The following is a 715-nucleotide window of genomic DNA, read 5'->3' as shown; positions in this document are numbered from 1 at the left end:
GCCAAGATGGACGACTACATGATCAAACGGAACGAGACCGCCCGCCCCTTCAAGTGGACCTACGCCGCCAGCCCCCTCCAGGAAGCCTGAACCCCCCTCCACGAACTTTCGCGGAGCAGCACTAGTGTCCTGCGCCGGAGATCCGTTGGCAGAAGCGGGCGAGTGAGTCGAGGATCTCTTCGGCTGTCTTGGTCCAGGTGAACGGGGTCGGGTTTTCGTTCCACTGTTTGACCCAGGCTCGGATGTCGGCTTCCAGGGAGCGCACACTTTTGTGGGCTCCGCGCCGGATCTTCTGGTCCGCGAGGAAGCCGAACCATCGCTCCACCTGGTTGAGCCAGGGAGTGAGGTGCCCCGAGGTTTCCGGACAGGGACCCAATAGGATCCCTGTGTAAGGGAAATGAGAGGCACATCGTGGCACCACCCAGCAAGTACTCGCCCGAGTTCAAGGAAGAAGCGGTCCAGATCGCGCTCCGGTCCAGCGAAACCATCTCGCATACGGCCCGGGAACTTGAACTCAACCCGGAAACACTCCGCGGCTGGGTGAAAAAGCATCAGAAGCACAACGAGCCCGCGGTCGACGCACCACTGAGCCCTCTCTGTCAAAGTGACTCAAGCCAGGCATACTGGATGATTCATTGAGTTGAGGGTGGAGAAGGAGTAGTGCCCACAGTGGCCAGCACTGATGACCACGGGATACCGGATCCGCAGGTAGAAC

Annotated in this window: 2 protein-coding genes; one reads left to right on the top strand and one right to left on the bottom strand. The window is 60.1% G+C overall.

What is annotated here, in order from left to right:
- Positions 1–121: 121 nt before the first annotated feature.
- A complete protein-coding gene (locus OTB19_RS43195; RefSeq protein ID WP_267804337.1) occupies positions 122–325 on the bottom strand; it encodes a hypothetical protein in 204 nt (67 codons plus the stop codon).
- Between the two features lie 86 nt (positions 326–411).
- Between OTB19_RS43195 and OTB19_RS43190 the strand changes: the two genes are divergently transcribed.
- Positions 412–639, top strand: coding sequence for a transposase (locus OTB19_RS43190; protein WP_267804335.1), 228 nt, complete (start codon positions 412–414; stop codon positions 637–639).
- Positions 640–715: the final 76 nt, after the last annotated feature.

Source organism: Streptomyces sp. H27-H5 (genome assembly GCF_026627505.1).
Taxonomy (GTDB): Bacteria; Actinomycetota; Actinomycetes; order Streptomycetales; family Streptomycetaceae; genus Streptomyces.
The sequence above is the reverse complement of the archived record's forward strand: the minus strand, read 5'-3'. Positions and strand labels throughout refer to the sequence as shown.